Raw genomic sequence first — 18,666 nt, 5'->3', positions numbered from 1 at the left:
GGCCGGTCGCAGACAGGAGAACGGCGGCACCCGTTGGGTACCGCCGTTCTCGCAAGCAGGGTGTCTCAGACGTTGAACCCGAGCGCCCTCAGCTGCTCGCGCCCGTCGTCCGTGATCTTGTCCGGGCCCCACGGCGGCATCCAGACCCAGTTGATGCGCAGCTCGTTGACGAGGCCGTCCGTGGCGGACTTGGCCTGGTCCTCGATCACGTCCGTCAGCGGACACGCCGCCGACGTCAGGGTCATGTCGACGGTCGCGATGTTCGCGTCGTCGACGTGGATGCCGTAGATCAGGCCCAGGTTGACGACGTCGATGCCCAGTTCGGGGTCGACGACGTCCATCAGGGCCTCGCGGAGCTCCTCCTCCGAGGCCGGCTTCATCTCCACGGTCTCGCTCATGCCGTCGTCTCCTTCTCGGCGTCGGCGTCCAGGGCCTGGGCCGTCGCGTCCTTCCAGGCCATCCAGCTCAGCAGGGCGCACTTCACCCGGGCCGGGTACTTCGACACCCCGGCGAACGCGACCGCGTCCTCCAGGACGTCCTCCATGGCGTCGTCGGGCTCGATCTTCCCCTTGGACTGCATCAGCTCCAGGAAGGTCTCCTGGATCTTCTGCGCCTGGGCGAGGTCCTTGCCGACCAGCAGGTCGTTCAGTACGGAGGCGGAGGCCTGGCTGATCGAGCAGCCCTGCCCCTCGTACGAGACATCGCTGATCGTCGTGCCGTCGTACTTCACGCGCAGCGTGATCTCGTCACCGCACGTCGGGTTGACGTGGTGCACCTCGGCGTCGCCATCCCTCAGACCACGCCCGTGCGGGTGCTTGTAGTGGTCCAGGATGACTTCCTGGTACATGGAGTCCAGCTTCATGCGATTCGCTCGTCCCGTCAGCCGAAGAAGTTCCGTACGTGCTCCAGGCCGTCGACCAGCGCGTCGATCTCGGCCGGCGTGGAGTACAGATAGAACGACGCTCGCGTGGTCGCAGGAATTCCGTACCGCAGGCAGACCGGCCGCGCGCAGTGGTGGCCGACCCGGACCGCGATGCCCTGCTCGTCGAGGACCTGGCCCACGTCGTGCGGGTGGATGTCGCCCAGGGTGAAGGAGATCGCGGCGCCGCGCTCCTCGGCCGTGGTGGGGCCGATGATGCGCAGGTCGGGGACCTCCGCGAACCGCTTCACCGCGTACTCGGTGAGCGCGTGCTCGTGGGCGAAGATCTTGTCCATGCCGATCGACTGCAGGTAGTCGATCGCCGCGCCCAGACCGACCGCCTGCGCGATCGGGGGCGTGCCCGCCTCGAACTTGTGCGGTGCCGGGGCGTACGTGGAGGAGTGCATCGAGACGGTCTCGATCATCTCGCCGCCGCCGAGGAACGGCGGGAGGTCCTCCAGCAGCTCCTGGCGTCCCCACAGGACACCGATGCCGGTCGGGCCGCACATCTTGTGGCCGGTGAAGGCCACGAAGTCGGCCTGGAGGGCCTGTACGTCCAGCGGCATGTGCGGCGCGGCCTGGGAGGCGTCGACGCACACGAGGGCGCCGACCTCCTGGGCGCGGCGCACGATCGCCTCGACCGGGTTCTGGGTGCCCAGGATGTTGGAGACCAGCACGAAGGAGACGATCTTCGTCTTCTCGGTGATGACCTCGTCGATGTTCGACAGGTCCAGGCGGCCGTCGTCCGTGAGACCGAACCAGCGGAGCTTCGCGCCCGTGCGCTGCGCGAGCAGCTGCCACGGCACGATGTTGGAGTGGTGCTCCATCTCCGTGATGACGATCTCGGTCTCGTGGTCCACGCGGTAGGGCTCGTCGGCCCAGCCGAGCATGTTCGCCACGAGGTTGAGGGACTCCGAGGCGTTCTTGGTGAAGATCACCTCGTCGCGCGACGGTGCGTTGATGAACTCGGCGACCTTGTCACGCGCGCCCTCGTACAGCGCCGTGGCCTCCTCGGCGAGGACGTGCACGCCACGGTGGACGTTGGCGTTGTGCTGCTCGTAGTACTCGTCGAGCACGTCGATGACCTGGCGGGGGGTCTGCGAGGTCGCGGCGTTGTCGAGGTAGACGAGCTTCCTGCCGTCATGGATCACTCGGTCCAGGATCGGGAAGTCCTTGCGGATCGCCTCGGTGTCGAGGAGGCCCGGCAGCTGTGTCACGCGGATGCGCCACCCTTCGTGTATGCCTCGTAGCCCTCTTCCTCCAGCTTGTCGGCGAGCTCGGCGCCGCCGGACTCCACGATGCGGCCGGCCGAGAAGACGTGGACGTAGTCGGGCTTGATGTAGCGCAGGATGCGCGTGTAGTGGGTGATCAGCAGGGTGCCGACCTCGCCGGTCTCGCGGACACGGTTCACGCCCTCGGAGACGACGCGCAGCGCGTCGACGTCCAGACCGGAGTCGGTCTCGTCGAGGATCGCGACCTTCGGCTTGAGCAGCTCAAGCTGGAGGATCTCGTGGCGCTTCTTCTCACCGCCGGAGAAGCCCTCGTTGACGTTGCGCTCGGCGAAGGCGGTGTCCATGTTGAGGCGCTCCATGGCCTCCTTGACCTCCTTCACCCAGGTGCGCAGCTTGGGGGCCTCGCCGCGGACGGCGGTGGCGGAGGTGCGCAGGAAGTTGGAGACCGAGACGCCGGGGACCTCGACCGGGTACTGCATGGCGAGGAAGAGGCCGGCGCGGGCGCGCTCGTCGACGGACATCTCGAGGACGTCCTCGCCGTCGAGGGTGACGGTGCCGCCGGTGATCGTGTACTTGGGGTGACCCGCGAGCGAGTAGGCGAGGGTCGACTTGCCGGAGCCGTTGGGGCCCATGATGGCGTGCGTCTCGCCCTGCTTCACGGTGAGGTCGACGCCCTTGAGGATCTCCTTCGTGGCGTTGTCGGCCTCGACGGTGACGTGCAGGTCTCGGATTTCAAGCGTTGCCATGGGTGCCTCAGGACTCCTGGGTGAGGGAGACGAGCACGTCGTCCCCTTCGATCTTTACGGGGTATACGGGGACGGGGCGCGTCGCCGGAAGACTGTCGGGCTTGCCCGAGCGGAGGTCGAAGCGCGAGCCGTGCAGCCAGCACTCGATGTGGCAGTCGTCGACCTCGCCCTCGGACAGCGAGACGTTCGCGTGCGAGCAGATGTCGTGGATCGCGAAAATCTCGCCCTCGGTCCGCACGACGGAGATCGGCGTGCCGTCGAGTTCCACCCGCTTCGGGGTGTCCTCCTCCAGCTCGTCCGCTCCACAGACGCGTACGAAGGTCATGCGACCGACGCCTCCAGCTCCTCTTCGATCTTGGCGAGGAGGCGCTCCTCGATGTCCGGGACACCGATCTGCTGGACCAGCTCGGCGAAGAAGCCGCGGACCACCAGGCGGCGGGCGTCCATCTCGGGGATGCCGCGCGCCATCAGGTAGAAGAGCTGCTCGTCGTCGAAGCGGCCGGTGGCGGAGGCGTGGCCGGCGCCGACGATCTCGCCGGTCTCGATCTCCAGGTTCGGCACCGAGTCGACCCGCGCGCCGTCCGTGAGGACGAGGTTGCGGTTCATCTCGTAGGTGTCGGTGCCCTCGGCCTTGGCCTCGATGAGCACGTCGCCGATCCACACCGCGTGCGCGTCGTCGCCCTGGAGCGCGCCCTTGTAGACGACGTTCGACTTGCAGTGCGGGACGTTGTGGTCGACGAGGAGGCGGTGCTCCTGGTGCTGGCCCTTGTCGGTGAAGTACAGGCCGAACAGCTCGGCCTCGCCGCCGGGGCCGGCGTACTGCACGCGCGGGTGCAGGCGGACCAGGTCGCCGCCGAAGGTGACGACGACGGACTTGAAGGAGGCGTCGCGGCCGATCAGGGTGTTGTGCTGGCCGACGTGCACGGCCTTGGCGTCCCAGTCCTGGACGGAGACGACGGTCAGCTTGGCGCCGTCGCCGAGCACGAACTCGACGTTGGCGGCGAGCACCGCGTCACCGGTGTGGTCGATGACCACGACGGCCTCGGCGAAGGCCCCGAGCTCGACGACCTGGTGGCCGTAGGCGACCCCGCCCTCGCCGTGCACGGCGATGCGGATCGGCTCGGTGAGCACCGTCTCCTTGGGGACGGTGACCACGCCGGCCTGCTCGAAGGCGGAGTACGCCTGGGCGGCGACGCGGTCCACCGGGGCGCCCGCCCGGCCGATCCGGGCGTCGTCGCGCCCGACGGTCTCGACGGTGACGCCCTCCGGCGCCTCGACGGTGACCTTGACGCCCTCGCCGGTGACGGTGGCGGTGCCGTCGTGCAGGCCGCGCAGCCGCTCCAGCGGGGTGAACCGCCACTCCTCCTCGCGACCGTGGGGGACCGGGAAGTCCGCCACGTCGAAGGACGGGGGCGCGCTCATGCGCGTGGCGACGGTCGAGTCGGCCTCGGCGGCCACCGCGATCGCACCGGCGGTGGTGGAGCCCACCGGGATGTTCTGAGCCTCAGCCATGGCTGTCGTAGTGCTCGCTTTCCGTTACGTAAGGGGCTGGACGGTCAGGACCGGGGGCGGGTCAGCCCACCGCGCCTTCCATCTGCAGCTCGATCAGCCGGTTGAGCTCGAGGGCGTACTCCATCGGCAGCTCCTTGGCGATCGGCTCGACGAAGCCGCGCACGATCATCGCCATCGCCTCGAACTCGGTCAGACCGCGGCTCATCAGGTAGAAGAGCTGGTCCTCGGAGACCTTGGAGACGGTCGCCTCGTGGCCCATGGACACGTCGTCCTCGCGCACGTCCACGTACGGGTACGTGTCCGAGCGGGAGATGGTGTCCACGAGCAGCGCGTCGCACAGCACGTTCGACTTCGATCCGGCCGCGCCCTCGCCGATCTCCACCAGGCCGCGGTAGGAGGTACGGCCGCCGCCGCGCGCCACCGACTTGGAGACGATGTTGGAGGACGTGTTCGGCGCCATGTGGACCATCTTGGAACCGGCGTCCTGGTGCTGGCCCTCACCCGCGAAGGCGATGGACAGCGTCTCGCCCTTGGCGTGCTCGCCCATCAGGTAGACGGCCGGGTACTTCATCGTCACCTTGGAGCCGATGTTGCCGTCGATCCACTCCATGGTCGCGCCCTCGTACGCCACGGCGCGCTTGGTGACCAGGTTGTAGACGTTGTTCGACCAGTTCTGGATGGTCGTGTAGCGGCAGCGGGCGTTCTTCTTGACGATGATCTCGACCACGGCGCTGTGCAGGGAGTCCGACTTGTAGATCGGAGCCGTGCAGCCCTCGACGTAGTGCACGTAGGCACCCTCGTCGACGATGATCAGGGTCCGCTCGAACTGGCCCATGTTCTCCGTGTTGATACGGAAGTAGGCCTGCAGCGGGATCTCGACGTGCACGCCCGGCGGGACGTAGATGAAGGAGCCGCCGGACCAGACGGCGCTGTTCAGCGACGCGAACTTGTTGTCGCCGACGGGGATGACGGTCCCGAAGTACTCCTTGAAGAGCTCCGGGTGCTCCTTCAGGGCCGTGTCCGTGTCCAGGAAGATGACGCCCTGCTCCTCCAGGTCCTCGCGGATCTGGTGGTAGACGACCTCGGACTCGTACTGGGCCGCGACACCGGCGACGAGGCGCTGCTTCTCCGCCTCGGGGATGCCGAGCTTGTCGTACGTGTTCTTGATGTCCTCGGGCAGGTCCTCCCAGGACTCCGCCTGCTTCTCCGTGGAGCGCACGAAGTACTTGATGTTGTCGAAGTCGATGCCCGACAGGTCCGAGCCCCAGTTCGGCATGGGCTTCTTCTCGAAGAGGCGCAGGCCCTTGAGGCGGAGCTTGGTCATCCACTCCGGCTCGTTCTTCTTGGCGGAGATGTCCCGGACGACGTCCTCGTCGATGCCGCGCCTGGCAGAGGCGCCGGCCGTGTCGGAGTCGGCCCAGCCGTACTCGTACTTGCCCAGGCCCTCGAGCTCAGGGTGAGCAGTCTCCGTGGGGAGAGTCATGCGGGGTTCCTCCCGGCCGTGCTTGCGGATGCGTTGTCGGTGGTCTTGGAAGTCTTGGGGACGTACGTGGTGCAGACGCCGTCGCCGTGCGCGATGGTCGCGAGCCGCTGCACATGCGTACCGAGCAGCTCGGCGAAAAATTCCGTCTCCGCCTCGCACAGCTGCGGGAACTGCTCGGCGACGTGGGCGACCGGGCAGTGGTGCTGGCAGAGCTGCTCGCCCTGCTGGGGCCGGGGCGCGCTGCGCGCGGTAGCAGCGTACCCGTCCGCGCTCAGGGCCTTGGCCAGGGCTTGTGTCCGCTGCTCGGGGGCGACGCCCTCGACGGCCTTGCGGTACGCACCGGCCTGGGCGGCGATCCGGGCGCGGGCGAAGGCGGCGATCGCCTGCTCCCCGCCCTCCTGCTCGGCGATCCAGCGCATGGCGTCCGCGGCGAGCTTGTCGTACGACTGGTCGAAGGCGTCGCGGCCGCAGTCGGTGAGCGCGAAGACCTTGGCCGGGCGCCCGCGCGTGCGCGTACCGTAGACCCGCTGTTCACGGGCTTCGACCACGTCGTCGGCGACCAGGGCGTCGAGGTGGCGCCGGACGGCGGCCTGGGTCAGACCCAGACGCCCGGCGAGCTCGGCGACGGTCGACGGCCCGTGGTCCAGGATGGAGCGCGCGACACGGTTGCGGGTGGACCGCTCACCGGTCGCGAGTTCCTCCTGCGGAGCCTCGCCAACGTTTTTCACAACGCCATTGTTGCGTAATTCCTCAGGGGCGGGCAAGCCGGGTCCGGACGGCCGGACGGTGCCCTGCGTCACTTAGGTATACCTAAGGTGACCTGCGGAAACGATCTTTGATCGATCAAAACGGTGGCGTTCGGGGCGCGTTTCGGCCAGACTCGCCCGCATGCCCGCACCCGCTCCGACCGGCCCACTCGTCACCCGCGGCACGATCGCCGCCGGCCTGCGTGAGCTGGGCGTCCGGACCGACGACACCCTCCTCGTGCACTCCTCGCTCCGCTCCCTCGGCTGGGTCTGCGGAGGCCCCGTCGCGGTCGTCCAGGGACTCCTCGACGCGCTCGGCCCGGACGGCACCCTGGTGGTCCCCACCCAGACCGGCGACCTCTCCGACCCGGCCCTGTGGAGCAGTCCGCCGGTACCCGCCCAGTGGTGGGACACCATCCGCACCGCGATGCCCGCCTACGACCCGCTGATCACTCCCTCGCGCGGGGTCGGCGTGATCCCCGAGACCGTGCGCACCTGGCCGGGCGCCCGGCGGAGCGCGCATCCGCAGACGTCCTTCGCCGCGGTCGGCCCGCGCGCCGCCGAGGTGGTCGCGGGGCACGCGACCGACTGCCGGCTGGGCGAGCGCAGCCCCCTGGCGACCCTGGAGCGGCTGGGCGCGCGGATACTCCTGCTGGGGGCGGGCTACGAGGCCTGCACCGGCTTCCACCTCGCCGAGTACCGGATCCCCTCCCCGGTGGTGGAGGTGGGGCGGCCGGGACCGGTGGGCTGGGAGCGGGTGACCGAGGTCTCCATCACCTCGGAGCGGTTCGACGAGCTGGGCCACGACTTCGAGCGGGACCGGCCCGTCGTCCGCGGGCGGGTCGGCGCGGCCGACGTACGGCTGTTCCCGCTGGCCGACGCGGTCGCCTACGCCGAGCGGTGGCTGCCGCTGCACCGTCCCCGTGCGGAGGACATCGCGCACCCCCGCGCCTGAGCCCTCGGCGGCGTACCTAGACTCGTGACCCATGCGAAGCGAGCCCGTGGTCCAGGTCCAGGCCCTGGTGAAGCGGTACGGCACGAAGACCGCGGTGGACGGCCTCGACCTGGTGGCCCGGGCGGGTGTCACCGCCGTACTCGGCCCCAACGGGGCCGGCAAGACGACCACCGTCGAGACCTGTGAGGGGTACCGCAGCCCGGACTCCGGCACGGTGCGCGTGCTGGGCCTCGACCCGGTACGGCAGGGCCCCGAGCTGCGTCCCCGGCTCGGCGTGATGCTCCAGTCCGGCGGCGTCTACTCCGGGGCCCGCGCGGACGAGATGCTGCGCCACGTCGCGAAGCTGCACGCCCACCCCTTGGACGTCGACGCCCTGATCGAGCGGCTCGGGCTGGGCTCCTGCGGCCGGACGACGTACCGCAGGCTCTCCGGAGGCCAGCAGCAGCGGCTCGCCCTCGCGATGGCCGTGGTCGGACGCCCCGAGCTGGTGTTCCTGGACGAGCCCACCGCGGGCCTGGACCCCCAGGCCCGCCGCGCCACCTGGGACCTCGTACGGGACCTGCGCGGCGACGGCGTCTCGGTGATCCTCACCACGCACTACATGGACGAGGCCGAGCAGCTGGCCGACGACGTCGCGATCGTCGACGCCGGCCGGGTCGTCGCCCAGGGCTCCCCCGAGGAGCTGTGCCGCGGCGGCGCCGAGAACACGCTGCGCTTCACCGGCCGGCCCGGACTCGACGTGGCCTCGCTGCTCAAGGCCCTCCCCGCGGACTCCTCGGCCGCCGAGCTGACGCCGGGCTCCTACCGCGTCGTCGGCAAGGTCGACCCGCAACTGCTGGCCACGGTGACCTCCTGGTGCGCCCAGCACGGGGTGATGCCGGACCGCATCTCGGTGGAGCGGCACACGCTGGAGGACGTCTTTCTGGAGCTCACGGGCAAGGAGTTGCGCGCATGATCCGTCCCAGGACAGAGGATGGCCGGGGGTCCGGGGGTCGTCCCCCGGGAAGGCACAGCCTGGAGCTCACGGGCAAGGAACTGCGCGCATGACGACGACCACCGGCACCTACACCCCCCGGCCCGGCGCGGCGCCGCTCGGCCGCATGATCGCGACGCAGGCCGCGCTCGAGACGAAGATGCTGCTGCGCAACGGCGAGCAGCTGCTGCTGACGGTGATCATCCCGACGCTGCTGCTGGTGCTGTTCAGCTCGGTCGACATCGTCGACACCGGCGAGGGCGAGGCCGTGGACTTCCTCGCCCCCGGCATCCTGGCGCTGGCCGTGCTGTCGACGGCGTTCACCGGGCAGGCCATCGCCACCGGCTTCGAGCGCCGCTACGGGGTGCTGAAGCGGCTCGCCGCGTCGCCGCTGCCGCGCTGGGGCCTGATGACCGCGAAGACGGTGTCCGTGCTGGTCACCGAGGTGCTCCAAGTGGTCCTGCTGACCGTGATCGCCTTCGCGCTGGGCTGGTCGCCGCACGGCAACCCGTTCGCCGTGCTGCTGCTCATGGTGGTCGGCACGGCGGCCTTCTCCGGGCTCGGGCTGCTCATGGCCGGCACGCTCAAGGCGGAGGCGACGCTCGCCGCCGCCAACCTGGTCTTCCTGCTGCTGCTGGTGGGCGGCGGGGTGATCGTGCCGCTGGACAAGTTCCCGGACGCGGCCCAGGACGTGCTCGGCCTGCTGCCGGTGTCCGCCCTGTCGGACGGGCTGCGGGACGTGCTGCAGCACGGGGCCGGGATGCCGTGGGGCGACCTCGGGATCCTCTCCGTGTGGGCGGTCGTGGGGCTCGCGGCCGCCGGGAAGTTCTTCCGCTGGGAGTAGGAGGAGACGCGATGGGCGACCCTCGTGAACGCGTGCACAAGCGGCCGCCTACGATGGACGGCGTGCCAAACGTGACCCGCGCCGACGCCGCAGCCGCGGTGCGCAACCCGCTCGCCTTCATCGCCGCGCGCTGGACCCCGGAACCCCGGACGGTCCAGCGGGCGGCCCTCGCGCCCCTGGTGATGTCGGTGATCATCGTCATCACCGGCGGCGCCGTACGGCTCACCGGCTCCGGGCTCGGCTGCCCGACCTGGCCCAAGTGCACCGACAGCTCCCTCACCGCGACCAGCGAGATGGGCCTGCACGGCGCGATCGAGTTCGGCAACCGCATGCTGACGTACGTGCTGTGCGCCGCGGTCGGCTGGGCGATCATCGCCGCGCGGTCGCAGAAGCCGTACCGGCGCAGCCTGACCCTCCTGGGGTGGGCGCAGTTCTGGGTGGTGATGAGCAACGCCGTCCTCGGTGGGATCGTCGTGCTGGTCGGCCTCAACCCGTACACGGTGGCGGCCCACTTCGTGGCGACGACGGCGCTGATCACCCTGGCCACGCTGATGTGGCAGCGGACCCGGGAGGGCGACACGGAGCCGCGCCCCCTGGTCGGCACGTCCGTGCGGCAGCTCGTGTGGGTGATGACCGCGGTCTCCGCGCTGCTGATCCTGGTCGGCACGGTGGTGACCGGCGCCGGTCCGCACGCGGGCGATTCCAGCGACGTCCCGAGGATGCCCGTCGACTGGGAGATGATCTCCAAGGGGCACGCCGTGCTGGCGTGGGTCGTGGTGACGCTGACGTTCGCCCTGTGGTTCGTGCTGAAGGCGGTCGACGCGCCCAAGGGGCCGCTGGCCCGCACCCGCGACCTGTTCCTGATCCTCCTCGCCCAGGGCGTCATCGGCTACGTGCAGTACTTCACCGACCTCCCCGAGGTCCTGGTCGGCCTGCACATGTTCGGCTCGTGCCTGGTGTGGATCGGGACGCTGCGGGTGCTGCTGTCGCTGCGGGAACGCCCCGAGGAGACGGCGGCCGAGCTGCCCGTTCAGGAGTACGAGGCCACCAGCGTGTCGATGGCCGGCCCCAGGTAGTCCCGGGTCAGCTCGCCGCGGCGGGCGATCCACTCCTCGGCCGGCGGCTCGGGGGTCCCGTAGCGCCGGCGCGCGATGTCCTCGACGACCTCGCCGGGCGCGCCGAGGCCGGGCAGTTCCGCCAGGGCCTCTCCCTTGGTGATCAGGCGGCCGTCCCGCAGCGTGACGCTGGCGCGGGCGAAGGTGAGCAGGCCCAGGTCGACCCAGGCGTCCTCCCGCCACAGCTCCGCCTTGCGCAGGACCGGCCGCCAGTAGTCGCGCTCGTTGCGGACGACGTACTCGGCCAGTTCCGCGTCCGGCACCGGCGGCAGCAGGAGGTCCGGCGACGCGCCGTACAGGACGCGTCCGAAGCTGTGCAGCTCCCGCCGGGTGACCGGGGTGACCGTCCGCTTGAACAGCTGGCGGTGGGCCCAGGTCAGGTGCCGCTGCTCGGGGTCGGCGGCGGTGTCGGGGGACAGATAGGTGCAGTGCAGCTGCCCGGCCAGGGGCTGGGCGCGCAGGCGGGCGTGGAGCTGCCCCAGCCGCCAGGCCGTGCGGGCCGTGGCAGGCCGTGGCAGGACGGCGATCAGGTCGAGGTCGCTGCGGCCCTCCTGGTAGTCGCCCCCGCCCAGTGAGCCGTGGGCCCAGACGGCGACGGGGTCGAGGGGCAGCAGCCCGGTGAGGAAGCGGTCGAGCAGCGCGTCGGTCGGCATCGGATCAGTATGTGCGGCTCACTCCAGTGCGTACACCCGGCGCGCGTTGCCCGACGCGATCATGGTCGCCACCCGCTGCGCGTCCGCCTGCGCCCACGCCCCCTCGGCCACCCAGGTGCCGAGCACCCGGCCGAGGGCCTCGCGGAACAGGCGGGCGCCCACGACGTGCAGCTCGGGCAGGCCCTGGGCGCCGCTGGAGAACAGAATCTTGCCGAACGGGGCCAGCTCCAGGATCTCCGCGAGCACGGTCGCGGCGCGGGCGCCGGTGCGCACCAGGGCGGCGCCCGAGTCGGCGTAGACGTGCGGGAAGACGCCGGCGAGGTGGGCGGCGTGGCGGTGGTACGGGTAGCCGTGCAGCAGGACCAGGTCGGTGCCGAGGCCGGCGGTGGCCCGCACGAAGTCGGTCAGCAGCACGGGGTCGGTGCGGTCGATGCGCAGGCCCGGTTCGCCGAGCCCGGCGTGCAGTTGGAGCGGCAGTCCGGAGGCGACGGCGATCCACAGCAGGTGCCGCAGCAGGACGGGGTCGCTCAGCTCACCGCCGACCTCGCGTCCGGCCAGCCAGCGGGCGGCGGCGCCGCGCACCTCGCCGGGGCCCGGCGGCTCCGGGGCGAGCGCCAGCCCGTGCCGCACTCCGGCGACGGAGGTGAAGGCGACGGCGTACGCTGCGGCAGCGTGGACGGACTCGGCGAGGTTGGCGAGGAAGGACTCGACGGTGCCGGAGGTGTCGGCGACCTGCTCGGCCAGCAGCTCCAGGCGCACGATCGCGTGGGCGTCGGCGTCCGCCGCGCTGGCCAGCTCGGCGGGGCCGGTGAGGTCGCCGGGCAGGTCCGCGTCGACCAGGTAGGTGGTGATGCCGCTGCCGCGCAGCAGCCTGCGGTCCGCCTCCAGGACGCCGAGTTCGCGGCGCCGGGCGAGGTAGCGGGCGGGTGTGCAGTGCGGTTCCAGGCCGAGCAGCGGCGGGCACCAGCGGCGTACCGCGAAGCCGGTCTGCGTGTCGAAGAGGGTGGTGCCCGGGGCGGGCGGTCCCTCGGTGCGGGCCAGCTGGGCCTCGAAGGTGCCGAGACCCAGCTCCGTTCTCAGGACGCCGTGGCAGTACTGGTCCACCAGGGACGGCGTTTCGATCATCCGGACTCCCCGCGTCGGGACCGTGTGCCTCACGGCTTCCTACGGTCCTAACGGGTGAACCGGCGTCAGGTGTTGCTCGGCCCGCCGACCTGGATGCCCGCCATGCGCGACCACTCGTACCGGCCGGTCGTGACCTTGGCCGCGAACTCGCCGTCGAAGTCCTCGTGGACGGTGATCCCGGACTTCTCCACGGCCTTCTGGGCGATCTCGTAGGAGGGGGCGACCAGGTCGCCCCAGCCGCCGTCCTCGCCGACGAGGACGACGCGGGCGCCGCGCCGGCCGATGTAGGCCACCTGGCCCTCGGCGCCGCCGTGCGCCTTGGAGAAGGAGTCGATCCGCCGGGCCAGCCGGGTCACCTGGCGCTCGGCCTTCGCATCAACCTGCTGCGTGTCTGCCATGACCAGGATGCTACCGAGCGGTAGATCAAACGGCGACGGGGGGGGGGGGGGGGGGGGGGGGGGGGGCCCCCCCCCCCCCCCCCCCCCCCCCCCGGCGGCCCGTCACGGATACCGAGTGCCATGCTGAACTTCATCGCCCGCCGGATCGCCTCCGGCGTCCTGCTCTTGGTCGTCATCTCCCTGCTCAGTTACGTGCTGCTGTCGATCCCCGGCACCGACGTCGGACGGCAGCTCCTCGGCCAAGGCGCCGACCAGGCCGCCGTCGACGCGAAGAACGCCGCCCTCGGCCTGGACCGGCCGGTGCTGCGGCAGTACGCCGACTGGCTGGTCCACGCCGTACGCGGAGACCTCGGCACCTCGTGGTTCACCAGCGAGGACGTCACACAGGCGGTGCTGGGCCGGCTGCCGGTCACCCTCAGCCTGATGATCGGCGTCACGCTGGTCACCACGGTGGTCTCCTTCCTGCTCGGCGTCCTGGCGGGAGTGCGGCGCGGCGCCGTCGACCGCTTCGTCCAGGTGCTGGGCGTCGTGGGCTACGCGCTGCCCGGATTCCTGGTGACGCTCGTCCTCGTGCTGGTCTTCGCGGTCCGGCTGAACTGGTTCCCGGCCATCGGCTACATCCCGTTCGCCGACTCCCCCAGCGGCTGGCTGTCCACGGTCACGCTGCCGGTGCTGTCCCTGTCGGTCGCCTCTGTGGCCGGCGTCTCCCAGCAGGTGCGCGGCGCGGTGATCGACGTCCTGCGCCAGGACTACGTCCGTACGCTGCGCGCCCGCGGTCTGCCCGCCTCCCGGGTCGTCTTGCGGCACGTCCTGCGCAACGCCTCCGCGCCCGCGCTGTCGGTCCTCGGCATGCAGTTCGTGGGACTGCTCGGCGGCGCTGTCGTCGTGGAGCAGATCTTCGGGCTGCCCGGCATCGGCAGCATGACCGTCACCTACACGACCCGCGGCGACATCCCCGTGATCATGGCACTGGTCATGCTCACCGTCGTCGGGGTCGTCCTGATCAACCTTCTGGTCGACATCCTGATCGGCTGGCTCAACCCCAAGGCGAGGGCCGCATGAGCGAGAACCTTCCGGCCGACGTGCCCGCCCCTGTCCCGAGCCCTCCCGACAGCGCGGCGAGAGCCGCGGGCCCCGGGTCCGCGCCCGGCCGCCGCGTGCTGCGGCGCCTGCTGCGCAACCCCCTCGGCGCGGGGTCCGCCGCCGTGCTCCTGCTGCTCGTCACCGCGGTCCTCCTGGCACCCTGGCTCGCACCGCAGGATCCTTCGGCCGCCGCGCTCGGCCAGGCCTTCGCCGACCCCGGCGGGGCGCACCCGCTGGGCATGGACTCCGCGGGCCGTGACATCCTCTCCCGCATCCTGTACGGCGGGCGCAACACCCTCGGCGGAGCGCTGATCGCCCTCGGCATCGCCCTCGCCGTCGGCGTGCCGGCCGGCCTGTACGCCGGCTACCGCGGCGGCCGGTTCGACGCCGCGGCGAACTGGACGGTCGACCTCGTCATGGCACTGCCCGCGATGGTGGTGCTCCTCGCCTCCCGCGCCATTCTCGGCCCCCGTGCGTGGGCGCTGATGGTCGTGCTGGGCGTGCTCGCCGCACCGAGCTTCTACCGCCTGGTGCGGGGCATCGTCGCGAGCGTGCGCAAGGAGCTGTACATCGACGCCGCGAAGGTCTCCGGCCTGTCCGACGCCCGCATCGTGGCCCGGCACGTCCTGATCGTCGTGCGCGGACCGGTCATCATCCAGGTGGCGCTCGTCGCCGGCGTCGCGATCGGCCTGCAGGCCGGCCTGGAGTTCCTCGGCATCGGCAGCGGGTCGACGGCGACCTGGGGCGCGATGCTCAACGAGGCGTTCCAGAACATCCAGCGCGCGCCCCTGCTGATGCTGTGGCCCGGCCTCGCCCTGGGGCTGACCAACGGCGCCCTCGTCCTGTTCGCCTCGGCCCTGCGCGACGGCTTGGAGGACCGAGCCGGCCGGCCGCCCGCCCGCCCTGGGGCCGCGCGCCCCCGCGCCGCGCCGGTACCCGCCGACGAGGACCGGCACGTCGCCGGGGATACGCCGGACGAGCGGGCCGAACTGCTGTCCGTGCGCGGGCTGACGGTGGCCTACGCGCAGCCGGACGGGACCGAGAAGGAGGTCGTGCACGGCGTCGACCTCGATGTGCGCGCCGGGGAGATCGTGGGCCTCGTCGGCGAGTCCGGTTCCGGCAAGACGCAGACCGCCTTCGCCGTGCTCGGGCTCCTGCCCGACGGCGGACGGATCGGCTGCGGCAGCGTCCTGGTCGGCGGACGGGAGGTGACCGGGCTGCGCGAACGCGACCACCGCGCGCTGCGGGGCCGCACCGTCGCCTACGTCCCGCAGGAGCCAATGAGCAATCTCGACCCCGCGTTCACCATCGGCAGCCAGCTCATGGAGCCCATGCGCCACGCCCTCGGCCTCTCCCGGCGGGAGGCGGCCCGGCGCGCCGTCGAGCTGCTGCGCCTGGTGGAGATCCCGCAGCCGGAACGCACGCTGCGGCTCTACCCGCACCAGATCTCCGGCGGCATGGCCCAACGGGTTCTCATCGCCGGCGCGATGTCCTGCGATCCCGAACTCCTCATCGCCGACGAACCCACCACGGCACTCGACGTACGGGTCCAGGCGGAGGTCCTCGACCTGTTGCGCCGGCTGCAGCGGGACCGCGGACTCGGCGTCCTCCTGGTCACCCACGACCTCGGGGTCGTCGCGGACCTGTGCGACCGCGTCGCCGTGATGAACGGCGGCCGGATCGTGGAGACCGGCACCGTCGAACAGGTCCTGCATTCGCCCGAGGACCCCTATACCCGCACTCTGCTCGATGCCGTCCTCGACGAGGCTCCGGCACGTGGCCCCTGGCAGCCCCGAGAGGCGAGGAGCACCACCGTATGACCGCCGCCGACGTCACCGAGACCGCCGATCCCGCCGTCGCGGCGGACGCCCTGCTCCAGGTGCGGGGCCTGCGGGTGTCCTTTCCCGGCCGCGGCCGGCGCGCCCCGCGGACCGAGGTGCTCAAGGGGGTGTCCCTCGACATCCGGCCGGGCGAGACGCTCGGCCTGGTCGGGGAGTCCGGGTCGGGCAAGACCACCATCGGACGCGCCGTGCTCGGCCTGGTGCCGGTGCGGACCGGCTCGATCAGCTTCGACGGAGAGCCCATCCACGCGGCCGGGCGCGCCCGCCGCCGGGCACTGAGCCGGGAAATCCAGGTCGTCTTCCAGGACCCGTACACCTCCTTGAACCCCTCGCTCACCGTCGGGGACACCCTCGCCGAGCCCCTGGTCGCGCACGGTACGGCTCCGCGGGAGGCCCGGGACCGGGTCCGGGGCCTGCTCGACCGCGTCCACCTGCCCGCGGACGCCGCGCACCGGCTGCCCCGCGAGTTCTCCGGGGGTCAGCGGCAGCGCGTCGCCATCGCCCGGGCGCTGGCCCTGCGGCCCCGGCTCGTCATCTGCGACGAGCCGGTCTCCGCACTCGACCTGACGACGCAGCGGGCCGTGCTCGACCTGCTGCTGGACATCCAGGAAGAGACCGGGACGGCGTATCTCTTCGTGACGCACGACCTGTCCGTGGTGCGCTTCATGAGCCACCGGGTGGCGGTGATCCACCGCGGGGAGATCGTGGAGACGGGTGACGCCGCCGACGTCACCCGGGCTCCCCGGCACGCCTACACCCGGGCACTGATGCTCTCCGCGCCCGTGGCGAACGTCGCCGCACAGCGCCGGCGCAGGGAGGCGGCGGAGAGCCTCGCCGACTGACAGGGGGACAGAGGCCGGGAAATCATTTCGCCCGGACTCGCCCGTCAGGTACGGTCGGGACGTTTCACCGCCGGCAGCCCGTGAGCTTCACGCGTGGCCCTCCCGGCAGTCCCCCGGCCGAAAGCAGGTTCCTCATGGCATGTCGCATCAGTGAGCTCGTACTCGGTTGCCGTGACCCCGAGTTGCTGGCGCGGTTCTGGTGCGAGGTCCTGGACTACGTCGTGCTGGATCGCGAGGACGACGGCACGCTGGAGATCGGACCGCGCGAAGGGTTCGGTGGTCCGCAGCCGACGATCATCCTCAGCTACCGGGAGGAGCCGGAGCCGGGGAAGTCCCGCCTGCACATCGACGTCAACGCCACCGACCGCGATCAGGACGCCGAGCTCGAACGCCTTCTGAAGCTCGGCGCGCGCCCGGCCGACATCGGCCAGACGGGGAAGGAACACTGGCATGTCCTGGCCGACCCCGAGGGCAATGAGTTCTGCCTGCTCAAGGCCCGCCTCGCGCCGCTCCAGCGTGTGACGGACTGAACCGACCGACCACCGGTGGGCGCGACCGGAAGCGCTGCGCCGCGCCCACTGGTGGGGTCGACCCGCCTGGTGCCCTACGCGAAGTGCTGGTTCGCCGAACCGTCGCACTTCTGGATCCGCAGCGGCTCGCTCGGACCTGCCAGGGTGAGGCAGAGCCCCCTCGCTGCCGTCGGCCGGATCGTGGCCCCGTCACGGACGAACTTCTGGTGGGTCCCGCCGTGGCAGTTCCACAGGATCAGGCCCGTGCCGGCCGGGTATGCGGTGTCGGGGACGTCCAGACAGCGGTCCTGGGTCAGTTCGGTGTGGAGGGTGCCCCGCGCCGGGTCGTACCACCATCCCTGGTTGCGGCCACCGTGGCACTGCCAGCCGAGGACACGGGTGCCGTTGGCGCTCTCGGCGGCACCGGCGTCCACGCAGGTGCCGGTGGCCCGGTTCGTCAGCGGCCGGTAGACCGCGTCCCACGCGTACGGGACGAGGACCGGCTTCCCGGAGGAGTCGACGTCCGCGCAACTCGCCTCCTCGGCACCCGAGTCGTACAACTGCGTGAGGCAGGCGGCGAAGGCCGCGTGACCGCGCTGGTTGGGGTGGAAGGACTGGCGGAGCGAGTTCTCGTCCGGCGTGCCCGGCTTGGAGAGGTCGATGTAGGCGCCCCTGGCCCAGGTGTCCTCCATGCACACCTCATGGCCGTGGAAGAGGCGGGAGTTGTCGAGGTAGACCGCACCGGTGTCGGCCGCGGCCTTGCGCATGCCGCGTTCGAAGGCGGGGACCGCGCTGTTGCGGCCCCAGGCGGTGTCGGAGTCGTATCCCAGGCCGCCGCAGGCGAGCTTGCCGGAGAAGTTCGGGTTGTCGCGGAAGTCGGGGCCGATGGGGCTGGGATAGCCCATGACGACGAGCTTGTAGTCGCCGTCGGCGTATCCCGCGTCCCTCATCACGCTCTTCAGGTCGCGCACGGTCTGCTCGACCTTGGGCACGAGGGCGTCGACACGGGCCTGCCATCCGGGGGCGTACTTGGGTTCGCAGGCACCCTGGACGAGCAGGTAGCGCGTGACGCAGTCGGTCATCACGGGGCCGAACTGGAGGTCGTCGTTGGCTCCGGCGACCAGCACCACCATCTTGACGCGGGTGTTGCGCGCCTTGATCGCGAGGCTGTCGCTCTGCACGAGCTCGTCGGCGTACTGCTTCGACCCGCCGATGCGGATGTTCCCGGTGTACGCGCCGGAGCACGACACGTTGAACGTGAGGTCGGCGGGGATGCCGGTGCGGTGGATGGCGGCGTCCGGCGAGCGGTGGCACCAGTTGTCGGGGCCGTTGGTGCCGGGTTCGTAGGTGCCGGTCCCCTCGCCCGAGATCTCGCTGTCGCCCAGCGATATCAGGCTGGTCCTGCGGTCACCGAGAGGTCGCTCCGCCGGGTCTCCGTAGAGCTTGGTGGCCTCGGCCGCGCGGACGGCCTCCAGTTCGGGGGAGAGCGGTACGGAGGAGACGGACTCGGCGGAGCCGGGCCGGGCGGCCTGCGCGGGAGTGGCGGCGGTGATGCTTCCGCATGCCACCGCCAGCGCGGCGGCAGCCGCCGTCAGCCAGTGGTGTCTGTGCCGTATGCCCTTCACTGCACCTCCTGGTGGTGGGGTCACCAAGGGTTTTACTGGCCGGTAGGCGCCGTGGGAACACGCGA

Annotated in this window: 20 protein-coding genes; 8 read left to right on the top strand and 12 right to left on the bottom strand. The window is 71.2% G+C overall.

Translation table 11 applies throughout. The features are described from left to right. Window positions 1-65 precede the first annotated feature (65 nt). The 8 genes from ACIRG6_RS31785 to ACIRG6_RS31750 all read right to left on the bottom strand — a co-directional run bounded on the left by ACIRG6_RS31785 (window position 66) and on the right by ACIRG6_RS31750 (window position 6,620). On the bottom strand, window positions 66-398 hold the full coding sequence (locus tag ACIRG6_RS31785; RefSeq protein ID WP_009187969.1) for a metal-sulfur cluster assembly factor: 333 nt from the start codon (window positions 396-398) through the stop codon (window positions 66-68). Then, window positions 395-862: a Fe-S cluster assembly sulfur transfer protein SufU gene (sufU, locus tag ACIRG6_RS31780; RefSeq protein WP_225635999.1), complete on the bottom strand. Its 468-nt coding sequence runs from the start codon at window positions 860-862 to the stop codon at window positions 395-397. Before sufU ends, ACIRG6_RS31785 begins: the two co-directional genes overlap by 4 nt. 17 nt (window positions 863-879) lie before the next feature. Further along, the gene (locus tag ACIRG6_RS31775; protein WP_318218073.1) at window positions 880-2,136 is read right to left on the bottom strand and encodes a cysteine desulfurase; all 1,257 of its coding nucleotides are present in this window, start codon (window positions 2,134-2,136) and stop codon (window positions 880-882) included. Continuing rightward, on the bottom strand, window positions 2,133-2,897 hold the full coding sequence (gene sufC, locus ACIRG6_RS31770) for a Fe-S cluster assembly ATPase SufC (protein ID WP_351140627.1): 765 nt from the start codon (window positions 2,895-2,897) through the stop codon (window positions 2,133-2,135). Before sufC ends, ACIRG6_RS31775 begins: the two co-directional genes overlap by 4 nt. A 7-nt stretch (window positions 2,898-2,904) precedes the next feature. Beyond that, window positions 2,905-3,222, bottom strand: coding sequence for a non-heme iron oxygenase ferredoxin subunit (locus ACIRG6_RS31765; protein WP_189228406.1), 318 nt, complete (start codon window positions 3,220-3,222; stop codon window positions 2,905-2,907). After that, window positions 3,219-4,409, bottom strand: coding sequence for a Fe-S cluster assembly protein SufD (gene sufD, locus ACIRG6_RS31760; protein ID WP_225635996.1), 1,191 nt, complete (start codon window positions 4,407-4,409; stop codon window positions 3,219-3,221). The genes ACIRG6_RS31765 and sufD overlap by 4 nt, the downstream gene beginning before the upstream one ends. Window positions 4,410-4,470: 61 nt before the next feature. Beyond that, a complete protein-coding gene (gene sufB / locus ACIRG6_RS31755) occupies window positions 4,471-5,892 on the bottom strand; it encodes a Fe-S cluster assembly protein SufB (RefSeq protein ID WP_189228404.1) in 1,422 nt (473 codons plus the stop codon). Next, entirely contained in the window at window positions 5,889-6,620 is a 732-nt protein-coding gene (locus tag ACIRG6_RS31750; protein ID WP_350721657.1) for a helix-turn-helix transcriptional regulator, read from the bottom strand. The genes sufB and ACIRG6_RS31750 overlap by 4 nt, the downstream gene beginning before the upstream one ends. A 160-nt stretch (window positions 6,621-6,780) precedes the next feature. Between ACIRG6_RS31750 and ACIRG6_RS31745 the strand changes: the two genes are divergently transcribed. The 4 genes from ACIRG6_RS31745 to ACIRG6_RS31730 all read left to right on the top strand — a co-directional run bounded on the left by ACIRG6_RS31745 (window position 6,781) and on the right by ACIRG6_RS31730 (window position 10,486). Beyond that, complete coding sequence (locus ACIRG6_RS31745; protein WP_364683196.1) at window positions 6,781-7,593, top strand: aminoglycoside N(3)-acetyltransferase; 813 nt, start codon at window positions 6,781-6,783, stop codon at window positions 7,591-7,593. 31 nt (window positions 7,594-7,624) lie between these two features. Then, the gene (locus ACIRG6_RS31740) at window positions 7,625-8,548 is read left to right on the top strand and encodes an ABC transporter ATP-binding protein (RefSeq protein WP_318218076.1); all 924 of its coding nucleotides are present in this window, start codon (window positions 7,625-7,627) and stop codon (window positions 8,546-8,548) included. 88 nt (window positions 8,549-8,636) lie between these two features. Further along, window positions 8,637-9,410 carry an ABC transporter permease gene (locus ACIRG6_RS31735; RefSeq protein ID WP_403325152.1) on the top strand — a complete coding sequence of 258 codons (774 nt, stop codon included), beginning with the start codon at window positions 8,637-8,639 and terminating at the stop codon, window positions 9,408-9,410. Between the two features lie 53 nt (window positions 9,411-9,463). Then, a complete protein-coding gene (locus ACIRG6_RS31730) occupies window positions 9,464-10,486 on the top strand; it encodes a COX15/CtaA family protein (RefSeq protein ID WP_365020615.1) in 1,023 nt (340 codons plus the stop codon). On the opposite strand, the gene ACIRG6_RS31725 is transcribed toward ACIRG6_RS31730, so the two are convergent. The 3 genes from ACIRG6_RS31725 to ACIRG6_RS31715 all read right to left on the bottom strand — a co-directional run bounded on the left by ACIRG6_RS31725 (window position 10,441) and on the right by ACIRG6_RS31715 (window position 12,701). Beyond that, window positions 10,441-11,178 (bottom strand): nucleotidyltransferase, encoded by a 738-nt coding sequence (locus ACIRG6_RS31725; RefSeq protein ID WP_364683202.1) that lies wholly within the window; start codon window positions 11,176-11,178, stop codon window positions 10,441-10,443. The genes ACIRG6_RS31730 and ACIRG6_RS31725 overlap by 46 nt on opposite strands. An 18-nt stretch (window positions 11,179-11,196) precedes the next feature. Beyond that, window positions 11,197-12,303 (bottom strand): amidohydrolase family protein, encoded by a 1,107-nt coding sequence (locus tag ACIRG6_RS31720; RefSeq protein ID WP_403325151.1) that lies wholly within the window; start codon window positions 12,301-12,303, stop codon window positions 11,197-11,199. Window positions 12,304-12,368: 65 nt separating this feature from the next. Next, window positions 12,369-12,701, bottom strand: a complete 333-nt coding sequence (locus tag ACIRG6_RS31715; protein WP_225635988.1) for a hypothetical protein — start codon at window positions 12,699-12,701, stop codon at window positions 12,369-12,371. A 120-nt stretch (window positions 12,702-12,821) separates the two neighbouring features. On the opposite strand from ACIRG6_RS31715, the gene ACIRG6_RS31710 reads away from it, so the two are divergent. The 4 genes from ACIRG6_RS31710 (at window position 12,822) to ACIRG6_RS31695 (ending at window position 16,997) form a co-directional block, all read left to right on the top strand. Continuing rightward, on the top strand, window positions 12,822-13,763 hold the full coding sequence (locus tag ACIRG6_RS31710) for an ABC transporter permease (RefSeq protein ID WP_403325150.1): 942 nt from the start codon (window positions 12,822-12,824) through the stop codon (window positions 13,761-13,763). Further along, window positions 13,760-15,604 carry a dipeptide/oligopeptide/nickel ABC transporter permease/ATP-binding protein gene (locus tag ACIRG6_RS31705; RefSeq protein WP_403325149.1) on the top strand — a complete coding sequence of 615 codons (1,845 nt, stop codon included), beginning with the start codon at window positions 13,760-13,762 and terminating at the stop codon, window positions 15,602-15,604. Before ACIRG6_RS31710 ends, ACIRG6_RS31705 begins: the two co-directional genes overlap by 4 nt. After that, window positions 15,601-16,467, top strand: a complete 867-nt coding sequence (locus ACIRG6_RS31700; RefSeq protein WP_403325148.1) for an ABC transporter ATP-binding protein — start codon at window positions 15,601-15,603, stop codon at window positions 16,465-16,467. Before ACIRG6_RS31705 ends, ACIRG6_RS31700 begins: the two co-directional genes overlap by 4 nt. 134 nt (window positions 16,468-16,601) lie before the next feature. After that, window positions 16,602-16,997, top strand: coding sequence for a VOC family protein (locus ACIRG6_RS31695; protein ID WP_318216089.1), 396 nt, complete (start codon window positions 16,602-16,604; stop codon window positions 16,995-16,997). Window positions 16,998-17,071: 74 nt separating this feature from the next. On the opposite strand, the gene ACIRG6_RS31690 is transcribed toward ACIRG6_RS31695, so the two are convergent. After that, a complete protein-coding gene (locus tag ACIRG6_RS31690; protein WP_403325147.1) occupies window positions 17,072-18,601 on the bottom strand; it encodes a ricin-type beta-trefoil lectin domain protein in 1,530 nt (509 codons plus the stop codon). Window positions 18,602-18,666: the final 65 nt, after the last annotated feature.

Origin of the sequence: Streptomyces flaveolus (assembly GCF_044765825.1) — a bacterium.
Lineage (GTDB): Bacteria > Actinomycetota > Actinomycetes > Streptomycetales > Streptomycetaceae > Streptomyces > Streptomyces flaveolus.
The sequence above is the reverse complement of the archived record's forward strand: the minus strand, read 5'-3'. Positions and strand labels throughout refer to the sequence as shown.